11 protein-coding genes are annotated in these 8,775 nt (G+C 56.3%); all 11 read left to right on the top strand.

Going from position 1 to position 8,775, the window contains the following annotated elements:
* Nucleotides 1-164 precede the first annotated feature (164 nt).
* The 11 genes from KDN35_RS03140 to KDN35_RS03090 all read left to right on the top strand — a co-directional run bounded on the left by KDN35_RS03140 (nucleotide 165) and on the right by KDN35_RS03090 (nucleotide 8,644).
* Nucleotides 165-1,355, top strand: a complete 1,191-nt coding sequence (locus tag KDN35_RS03140) for a D-alanyl-D-alanine carboxypeptidase family protein (RefSeq protein ID WP_212132043.1) — start codon at nucleotides 165-167, stop codon at nucleotides 1,353-1,355.
* 149 nt (nucleotides 1,356-1,504) lie between these two features.
* A complete protein-coding gene (gene spoIIAA / locus KDN35_RS03135) occupies nucleotides 1,505-1,855 on the top strand; it encodes an anti-sigma F factor antagonist (RefSeq protein ID WP_212132042.1) in 351 nt (116 codons plus the stop codon).
* Nucleotide 1,856: 1 nt separating this feature from the next.
* A complete protein-coding gene (gene spoIIAB / locus KDN35_RS03130; protein WP_171565557.1) occupies nucleotides 1,857-2,303 on the top strand; it encodes an anti-sigma F factor in 447 nt (148 codons plus the stop codon).
* Nucleotides 2,304-2,314: 11 nt separating this feature from the next.
* Nucleotides 2,315-3,070, top strand: a complete 756-nt coding sequence (gene sigF, locus KDN35_RS03125; protein ID WP_171565556.1) for an RNA polymerase sporulation sigma factor SigF — start codon at nucleotides 2,315-2,317, stop codon at nucleotides 3,068-3,070.
* 473 nt (nucleotides 3,071-3,543) lie between these two features.
* Nucleotides 3,544-4,158 (top strand): stage V sporulation protein AA, encoded by a 615-nt coding sequence (locus tag KDN35_RS03120; protein WP_171565555.1) that lies wholly within the window; start codon nucleotides 3,544-3,546, stop codon nucleotides 4,156-4,158.
* Nucleotides 4,155-4,574: a stage V sporulation protein AB gene (locus tag KDN35_RS03115; RefSeq protein WP_171565554.1), complete on the top strand. Its 420-nt coding sequence runs from the start codon at nucleotides 4,155-4,157 to the stop codon at nucleotides 4,572-4,574. The genes KDN35_RS03120 and KDN35_RS03115 overlap by 4 nt, the downstream gene beginning before the upstream one ends.
* Nucleotides 4,575-4,732: 158 nt before the next feature.
* A complete protein-coding gene (spoVAC, locus tag KDN35_RS03110; RefSeq protein WP_216369384.1) occupies nucleotides 4,733-5,182 on the top strand; it encodes a stage V sporulation protein AC in 450 nt (149 codons plus the stop codon).
* 13 nt (nucleotides 5,183-5,195) lie between these two features.
* A complete protein-coding gene (gene spoVAD / locus KDN35_RS03105) occupies nucleotides 5,196-6,224 on the top strand; it encodes a stage V sporulation protein AD (protein WP_212132041.1) in 1,029 nt (342 codons plus the stop codon).
* A complete protein-coding gene (gene spoVAE, locus KDN35_RS03100; protein ID WP_171565551.1) occupies nucleotides 6,224-6,574 on the top strand; it encodes a stage V sporulation protein AE in 351 nt (116 codons plus the stop codon). The genes spoVAD and spoVAE overlap by 1 nt, the downstream gene beginning before the upstream one ends.
* Before the next feature lie 29 nt (nucleotides 6,575-6,603).
* Entirely contained in the window at nucleotides 6,604-7,245 is a 642-nt protein-coding gene (spoVAEA, locus tag KDN35_RS03095; RefSeq protein WP_212132040.1) for a stage V sporulation protein SpoVABEA, read from the top strand.
* On the top strand, nucleotides 7,172-8,644 hold the full coding sequence (locus KDN35_RS03090; RefSeq protein ID WP_171565549.1) for a spore germination protein: 1,473 nt from the start codon (nucleotides 7,172-7,174) through the stop codon (nucleotides 8,642-8,644). The genes spoVAEA and KDN35_RS03090 overlap by 74 nt, the downstream gene beginning before the upstream one ends.
* Nucleotides 8,645-8,775: the final 131 nt, after the last annotated feature.

Below are 8,775 nucleotides of genomic sequence, written 5' to 3'. Positions count from 1 at the left end.
CGGGCGAAGGGGGCTTTTCTTTAGCAAAAATGGGAAAGGTAGTGGTGGGAGCTGCCTGTCCCGTGTGAGGCGTTTCGCTCTCGGAATCCGCTGTTGCCTTCCATGTGAATATTTTCCTGTTTGATTGGTCAGAATAAAACCATGAATGGAGGGAAGGGAATGCTATGAAAAGGACGCTGAATCTGGGTCTGTCTGTGCTCATCACATGTGTTGCTTTCTTTTCTCCAATGGCGGCGGCAGCCAATGAAAAACCCGCCCCCGATCAAAAGGAGATGAATTTCGCGCCGCACGCGACGTCCGCCATCTTGATGGAAGCGGATACGGGCACCGTTCTGTTCGAGAAAAACGCGCATGAAAAACTGCCTCCGGCCAGCATCACCAAAGTGATGACGCTGCTGCTGATCATGGAAGCGCTGGATCGAGGCGAGATCAAGCTGACCGACAAGGTTCGCACCAGCGAACGGGCGGCGTCGATGGGGGGCTCGCAAATCTTTTTGCAGCCCGGAGAAGAAATGACCGTCGAAGACATGATCAAGGGTATCGCAATCGCGTCCGGCAATGACGCCTCTGTCGCCATGGCCGAGCATCTGGCCGGCACAGAAGAGGCATTCGTGGCCCGGATGAACGAGCGGGCCAAGCAGCTCGGCATGAAGAATACCCATTTTGTGAATTCCAACGGTCTGCCGGCCCCCAATCATTACTCCTCGGCGATGGACATTGCGATTATGTCCCGCGAGCTGTTAAAACACGAACTGATTACCAAATATACCGGGACCTATCAGGACTATTTGCGAAAAGACACGGACAATCCGTTCTGGCTGGTCAACACCAACCGCCTCGTCCGGTTTTACGAAGGGGTGGACGGGCTGAAGACAGGTTACACCAGCGAAGCGAAATACTGCCTGACGGCAACTGCCAAGCGCAACAACATGCGGGTGATCGCCGTCGTGATGGGAGAACCCGATACCAAGACGCGCAATGCGGAAGTGGCCACGCTGTTCACCTACGCGTTTACCCACTTCCAGGTGCAGCCGGTCTATAAAAAGGGAGAAGTGGTGCAGCCGATCACCGTGGACAAGGGAAAGCTGCCGCAGGTCAATGTCATTACACCGCAAGCGGTCAGTCTGCTGATGAAGCGGGGCGAATCGTCTGATCACTACACCAGGGAGGTCGTCCTGAATCAGACGGTAAATGCGCCCATCAGCAAAGACCAGGTTGTCGGTCACATCTTCATCCGAAACAAGGAAGGCAAAGAAGTAAGCCGTATTGATCTCTATCCGGAGCAATCGATAGAGAAGGCAGGCATGTGGGAGATTCTCAAGCGAACCACAAAACACGTCTTGATTGGCTATTGAACTGTCAGCACGATCGCGAAAAGAATCGAGTTGCCACGAATGTGACCTTCGGCTGCTCGATTTTTTTGTTCTTTTGTCGCCTGGCAGGAAATGGAACAAGCCGGACAGAAAAGAGAGAGAACTACGGGATGAAGGAGAGTGTGTCAGCCATGAGTCTACGCATCGCCACGGAGACCAAGCAGGACGTGCTGGTCGTCCGTTTGCAGGGAGAACTGGATCACCACACGGCGGAAGAGTTGCGCAGCACGGTGGATGGGATTCTGCGCAATCCGCATATACGCCACATCGTACTCAGTCTGGCCGATTTGGCGTTCATGGACAGCTCTGGCATCGGAGTCATTCTCGGCCGTTACAAGCAAATATCTGCCCGCTCCGGCGAAATGGTCGTATGTTCGATCAATCCGACCATCTACCGGATTTTTGAGATGTCAGGCCTGTTCAAGGTGATCAAGTTCCGCGAAAGCGAAGCGGAAGCGCTGCATGTACTGGGGGTGGCGTAAGATGACCACGCGCAATTTCATGACGGTCTCGTTTGCTGCCCTGAGCCAAAACGAAGCGTTTGCCCGTGTGGCCGTCGCATCGTTCATCTCGCAATGGGATGTGACGGTCGAAGAGTTGGAAGAGATCAAAACGGTTGTGTCCGAGGCTGTTACCAACGCGATCATTCACGGGTACGAGGAAAACGCTGAAGGCGTGGTCCGCATCTCTGTCAGCATCGAAGACGGCCTGGTCGATCTGCTGGTAGAAGACCAGGGCAAAGGCATCGAGGACGTCGATCTGGCCATGCAGCCGCTCTACACCAGCAAGCCGGAACTGGAACGCTCCGGAATGGGCTTTACGATCATGGAAAATTTCATGGACACACTGGAGGTGGTGACCGCCGTCGGAAAAGGAACCACCGTTCGCCTGACCAAACGCCTTTCGTGTGCCAAAGCCTTGCAAAATTAGGGGTAGTGCCAATGGGTGCCGATATCAAAAATGCCAGTCAGCCTTTTCTGACCAATGATCAAGTGAAGGAATTGATTGCCAAGAGCCAGAAGGGAGATGCTGAAGCCCGCGAGCTGCTCGTCAACAGCAACATCCGGCTGGTGTGGTCGGTCGTCCAGCGCTTTATCAACCGCGGCTACGAGGCGGACGACCTGTTCCAGATTGGATGCATCGGCTTGCTGAAGGCCGTGGACAAGTTTGACCTGGCGTACGACGTCAAATTTTCCACCTACGCCGTGCCGATGATCATCGGGGAAATTCAGCGGTTTTTGCGCGACGACGGGACGGTCAAGGTGAGCCGCTCTCTCAAGGAGACGGCCAACAAGGTGCGGCGGGCAAAAGACGAGCTGTATAAAACGTACGGCCGGGCGCCGACCATTTCGGAAGTGGCGGAGGCTGTGGGCATTACGCCGGAAGAGGTGGTGCTGGCTCAGGAAGCGAGCAGGGCGCCGTCGTCGATTCACGAGACGGTGTTTGAAAACGACGGTGATCCGATTACGCTGATTGACCAGATTGCCGATGAAGGCGTCAACCGATGGTTTGAAAAAATTGCGCTGAAGGACGCTATCAGCCGGCTGAACGAGCGGGAGCAGCTGATCGTCTATCTGCGCTACTACAAGGATCAGACCCAATCGGAAGTGGCAGAGCGGCTGGGCATCTCGCAAGTGCAGGTGTCGCGGCTGGAGAAGCGCATCTTGCAAACAATCAGGGACCAGATTGAGCAGTAAGCTCGTCTGGTCTCAGCGTGTAGACAAAGTTCGCGGCGCATGGGAGATCGGGCCCGCTCGCTCGCTTGACGCCCAGCACAGAAGCGGATGAAGTCCGCTCCAAAACGAGACGCGGGCAGGGGACAAACATCTGGGTATTTCGATGAAGTGAGACTTGTGTCCCCTGTTGATTCCCGCGTCTTCGTTTTTTTCGCTGAGTCGGTCGTCAAAGGAGCTCGCTTGGCCCATCCCGCCATGCGATGCCCATTGTCTTCCGCTTCGGTTGATGAATAGGCAGGCCTTTTGGCCTGGAAATCATTTTTTGTGGACGTTAACTCAATGAACCGTTTGTCTTCAGTCTGGGACTAGATTGAGCAGTAAGCTCGTCTGGTCTTTTTTTATGCGCGATAAAGTGTGAGGCTGCAACTGCATGATAGGACCGGCAAACGGCGCATACTAGCGAAAGATCGGCAGGGCACAAAGGAGGGGTGGACGTGCAAGAACCTTTGTATCTGCGACTGCGAAAACGGCTGTCTGTCAAACCGCAGGCGGTGATCACCCTGGGAGACATCTGCCAGCTCTACTGGGACGGGGAACGGGAGAAGGCATTAGCGAGAATGCCTGTCTATCGCGTGCAGCCGGAAGACGGCGATCTGATCATCATCGACATCATGCAGGTGATTCGCAAGATCCGGACTGCCTATCCGGAAACCCCGCTGGAGATTCAGGGAGCGGCGCAGATCATCGTGGAAGTGCTCAACCCGCGGAAACGGCCCAAACTGGTGCTGGTAGCCGCAGTATGGCTGCTGCTGTTTGTCGGGTCGGGGCTGGCGATCATGAACTTTCATACGGACGTGAGCATGCTGCAGGTTCATCAGCGGATCCACTACCTGATCACCGGGCAGGCGAGCGAGCAGCCGCTGTGGCTGCAAATCCCCTATTCGATCGGAATCGGACTGGGGATGATCCTGTTTTTTAATCATTTGTTTAAAAAACGGATTACAGAAGAGCCCAGTCCGCTGGAAGTGGAGTTGTTCATGTATCAGCAAAGCCTGGATCAGTATTACATCCAGCACGAAAACAAGGAAAACGAGCGGACCAAGACATGAACGTCTGGCATTATCTGCTGCTGGTGCTGATCGGACTGGGAGGGGGAGTGGCCGTCGGCAGCGGATTCGTCGCCTTTATCACCGTGCTGGACATCATTCCGCGGCTGGCGCAGCTGACCAATGCCAAGCGCTACATACAGGCGCTGGAATGGGCGCTCGTGGCCGGTGCCCTGTTTTTTACCTTGGCTGACTTTTTTCAATGGGTGGCGCGTCTGCCGCTGGTGATCACTTCCCTGTACGGCATCATCGCCGGCGTGTTCGTGGGCATGCTGGCGGCGGGATTGACCGAGGTGCTGAACGTGTTTCCGATCTTGGCGAAAAGGCTGAACGTGGACGATAAGCTGATTGTCCTGCTGATGGCGATGGTGTTCGGAAAGATTGGCGGGTCACTGCTGCAGTGGCTGTTTCACTTGTAATCGCGCACTATGATGGAAAACACATCCATTCATAGAAGTGAATCGTAATTGGAATCATATGGATATGCCATATGCATGCGGTCAGGAGTGGCAGCACTGCACTTATGAATCAATAAGGAGTGATCAAGGTGGGGACCAAGACGAAAACGTCCAATTCGATGCCCATGACGAAGCAACTGTATCAGCAACAGGCGGCCAAATACCAGCCAAAGCGAAACGTCCTGCTCAATTCGCTGCGCGCCTTTTGGGTAGGCGGGACGATCTGCCTCTTGGGACAAATCTTGCAGAACATGTATATCAGCTTTTTCGGATTTACCGAAAAAACAGCAAGCAATCCGACCGTGGCCACCCTGATTTTTTTGTCCGTGCTGCTGACCGGCCTGGGCATCTACGACAACATCGGCCAGTATGCGGGAGCCGGCTCTGCAGTGCCGGTAACCGGGTTTGCCAATTCGATCGCCTCTGCCGCGATTGAGCATCGCAGCGAGGGATATGTGCTGGGGGTCGGCGGCAACATGTTCAAGCTGGCCGGTTCCGTCATCGTGTTTGGCGTGGTGGCCGCCTTTGTCGCGGGCATCTTGAAGACACTCTGGAAGATGTTCACGTAAGGGGGGACGTATCGTGGGCAGCCAAGCAGGGGAATTCCGGGTTAGCCGGCAAACCTGGCAGTTCACCAGGGACGTGCGGCTTGTGTCTTCGGCGACTGCGGTCGGCCCCAAGGAAGGGGAAGGGCCGCTAGGGACCTATTTTGACAAGGTATACGACGACATGTATGCCGGCCAGGATTGCTGGGAGGATGCAGAGCGTCAATTGATGGAGGATGCGGTGCAGCTTGCTCTGGACAAGGCGGGGCTGACCGAACAGGATGTCGACGTGATCATCGCCGGTGACCTTTTAAACCAAAACATTACGACCAACTTCACGGCAGAGCAGCTGGCCATCCCGCTCATGGGCATGTACGGCGCTTGTTCCACCTCCATGCTCACTCTGGCGAACGCGGCAGCGCTGGTGAACGCCGGCTACGTCAACCGGGCGATTGCCGCCTGCAGCAGCCACAACGCGACAGCCGAGCGTCAATACCGCTATCCGACCGAGTACGGCGGACAAAAGCCGCCGTCTGCCCAGTGGACCGTGACGGGAGCGGGGGCGGGACTGGTCGGTATCGGCGGAAACGGGCCGCGTATTACCTATGCGACCATCGGCAAAGTGGTGGACATGGGAGTGAAGGACCCGTTTGACATGGGGTCGGCGATGGCGCCCGCTGCCGTCTCTACCTTGCAGACTCATTTCACCGACACCGGCCGAACTCCGCGCGATTACGATTTGATCGTCACGGGTGACCTGGCATCGGTCGGGTATCCAATCGTCAAGGAATGGATGCAGCGGGAAGGGTATGACATGGAAGGCGTATACAACGACTGCGGCTTAATGGTGTACTCACCCGAACAGGAGGTGTTCGCGGGCGGCAGCGGCTGTGCCAGCAGTGCCGTGGTCACCTACGGCTACATCGTCGACCAGCTGAACAAAGGGCTGCTGAAAAAAGTGCTGGTGTGTGCCACCGGCGCGTTGTTAAGCCCGGTCAGCTACCAGCAGGGCAATTCCATCCCGTGCATCGCCCACGCCGTGGCGTTGGAAGGAGGAGAAGCGTAATGGAATACCTCATCGCATTCGTGGTGGGCGGATTGATCTGCGTCGTGGGCCAACTGCTCATGGATGTCGCCAAACTGACTCCCGCCCATGTCATGAGCACGCTGGTCGTCTCCGGTGTCGTTCTGGACTTCATCGGCGTGTACGACAAGCTGATCGACTTTGCCGGCGCCGGAGCCACTGTGCCGATCACCAGCTTTGGCCATGCGCTGTATCACGGAGCGATCAGCGAAGCGGAACAACACGGACTGATCGGCGTCATCACCGGTATATTCGAGGTTACCAGCGCCGGGATTTCTGCGGCGATCGCGTTTGGCTTTTTGGCATCACTTGTCTTCAAACCCAAAGGCTGAAATACCGATGCAGCGGGACGGTGATCCTCATGGGCGGACAACGGCGAAAAGTCATTCTGGTGACCGACGGTGATCACGTCGCGCAAAAAGCGGTAGAGGCCGTAGCACGTCAGATCGGCGGCCGCGCCATTTCCCTGTCAGCGGGAAATCCCACGCCTCTGTCCGGCAAGCAGATCGTGGAACTGATCAAAACGGCTGCCTCCGATCCGGTGCTGGTCATGTTTGACGACAACGGCGACGTCGGACGTGGCCAGGGCGAACGGGCACTCGAATACGTGGTCCGGCATCCCGATATAGAAGTCCTGGGCGCCATCGCCGTCGCCTCCAACACCAAAGGGGTGAGGGGGGCGTCAGTGAAGGTCTCGGTGGACAACCGGGAGCGGATTGTAGACGAGGCAGTGGACAAGAATGGTTTTCCCGATGACTCGCTGGAAAACCGCATCTACGGAGATACGGTTGACGTCCTCAACGAGCTGCAGGTGCCCAACATCATCGGCATCGGGGACATCGGCAAGATGCAGGGCAGGGATCACCTGCACAAGGGGTGCCCGGTCACATTGAGAGCGGTGAAATGGATACTGGAAAGGAGCGGTTCCCATGGCACAGAAAGTCGCGACGAAACGGCGCCCCATCTCGGAATTCGTGGACGAGAACAAGGAGTATCTGAATGAAAAGCTGGGGGTGGGGGTCAGTTTTGATGTGGGTGTGCACGAGTTTACCGTGGGCGGCACGCGTCTCCTGCTGTACTACATAAACGGCTTTGCCAGTTCCGACATCGTCGTTCAGGTAATGCGCGACCTGAACGATTTGCGGGAGCGGGACATGCAGTCCAACGTACTCGAACATTTGTACCACAAGTACATCCCGTTTTTTCAGTTGACCAAAGTGTCCACCACCGACGAGTTTTTAGACAAGCTCCTCGTGGGCCAGGTGGGAATTATCATCGACCGGTCGACGGAAGCGATCATTATGGACGCCAAGGAACTGCCCACGCGTCAGCCGGAAGAGCCGGATACGGAGCGAATCGTCCGCGGCGCCCACGACGGGTTTACGGAAACGCTGGTGACCAACACCGCTCTGACGCGGCGGCGGATTCGGGACGAACGGCTGCGTTTTGAAATCATGCAGATTGGGGAGCGGACCAAAACCGACGTGGCTCTCGCCTACCTGAAGGATGTGGCCAACGAGGGATTGATCCAGAAGCTGAGACAGCGTCTGCAAAATATCCAGATTGACGGTATTCCGATGGCGGAAAAAACCGTGGAGGAATTCATCATCGGCAAAACGCTGAACCCGTTTCCCCTCGTCCGCTATACGGAGCGGCCGGACGTGGCGGCGGTTCATCTGCTGGAGGGACACGTACTGATCTACGTGGACACGTCGCCGAGCGTCATGATCACGCCCGCCACCTATTTTCATCACGTCCAGCACGCCGAGGAGTATCGCCAGACCCCTGTCGTCGGTGCCTATCTGCGCTGGGTACGCTTTTTTGGAATCTTCGCCTCTGTCTTTCTGCTGCCAGTCTGGCTGCTGCTGGCGATGCACCCTTCGATGATACCGGATCAGCTTGCCTATATCGGCATTAAGAAAAAGGCGGAAATTCCGCTCTTGGGGCAGTTTGTCCTGGCGGAATTGGGACTCGATCTGATGCGGATGGCGGCGATTCACACGCCGCAGCCGCTGTCAATCGCGATGGGCTTGCTGGCGGCGATTCTGGTGGGGGAAGTAGCGATCAAGGTGGGGCTGTTCGCGCCTGAAGTGATCCTCTACCTGGCGGTGGCCGCCGTCGGCATGTTTGCCACCCCCAGTTATGAACTGGCGCAGGCCAATCGGCTTGTCCGCCTCTTCCTCATCCTGATGGTCGGCTTCTTTTCCACGGCCGGACTGATGATTGGGCTGACCGTCGTTCTGGTGGGATTGGCCGCCACCCGCTCGCTGGATACCCCGTACCTCTGGCCGTTTATTCCGTTCAACTACAAGGCGATGAAGGACGTGGTGATCCGCATGGCCGTGCCGATGAAAAACAAGCGGCCGAGCATTGTCCGTTCCTCCGACTCGTCACGGCAGTAGACTGCCGGGGAATTTTCTGACAATTAAGCCCTAACCCATTGTCAAACGCACTTTATTGTAGTAAATTGAATGGTAAGCCTCGGATGCTAGGTGGTTACGGCAACTGGCCAATTGCGCTCAGTTGCCTTTAT

Source organism: Brevibacillus sp. NL20B1, from assembly GCF_018195675.1.
Taxonomy (GTDB): Bacteria; Bacillota; Bacilli; order Brevibacillales; family Brevibacillaceae; genus Brevibacillus; species Brevibacillus aydinogluensis.
The sequence above is the reverse complement of the archived record's forward strand: the minus strand, read 5'-3'. Positions and strand labels throughout refer to the sequence as shown.

What these genes read in the sequence shown, in the direction of transcription:
- KDN35_RS03140 (WP_212132043.1), top strand. Translation starts at nt 165, where the DNA reads ATGAAAAGGACGCTGAATCTGGGTCTGTCTGTGCTCATCACATGTGTT.
- spoIIAA (WP_212132042.1), top strand. Translation starts at nt 1,505, where the DNA reads ATGAGTCTACGCATCGCCACGGAGACCAAGCAGGACGTGCTGGTCGTC.
- spoIIAB (WP_171565557.1), top strand. Translation starts at nt 1,857, where the DNA reads ATGACCACGCGCAATTTCATGACGGTCTCGTTTGCTGCCCTGAGCCAA.
- sigF (WP_171565556.1), top strand. Translation starts at nt 2,315, where the DNA reads ATGGGTGCCGATATCAAAAATGCCAGTCAGCCTTTTCTGACCAATGAT.
- KDN35_RS03115 (WP_171565554.1), top strand. Translation starts at nt 4,155, where the DNA reads ATGAACGTCTGGCATTATCTGCTGCTGGTGCTGATCGGACTGGGAGGG.
- spoVAC (WP_216369384.1), top strand. Translation starts at nt 4,733, where the DNA reads ATGCCCATGACGAAGCAACTGTATCAGCAACAGGCGGCCAAATACCAG.
- spoVAE (WP_171565551.1), top strand. Translation starts at nt 6,224, where the DNA reads ATGGAATACCTCATCGCATTCGTGGTGGGCGGATTGATCTGCGTCGTG.
- spoVAEA (WP_212132040.1), top strand. Translation starts at nt 6,604, where the DNA reads ATGGGCGGACAACGGCGAAAAGTCATTCTGGTGACCGACGGTGATCAC.
- KDN35_RS03090 (WP_171565549.1), top strand. Translation starts at nt 7,172, where the DNA reads ATGGCACAGAAAGTCGCGACGAAACGGCGCCCCATCTCGGAATTCGTG.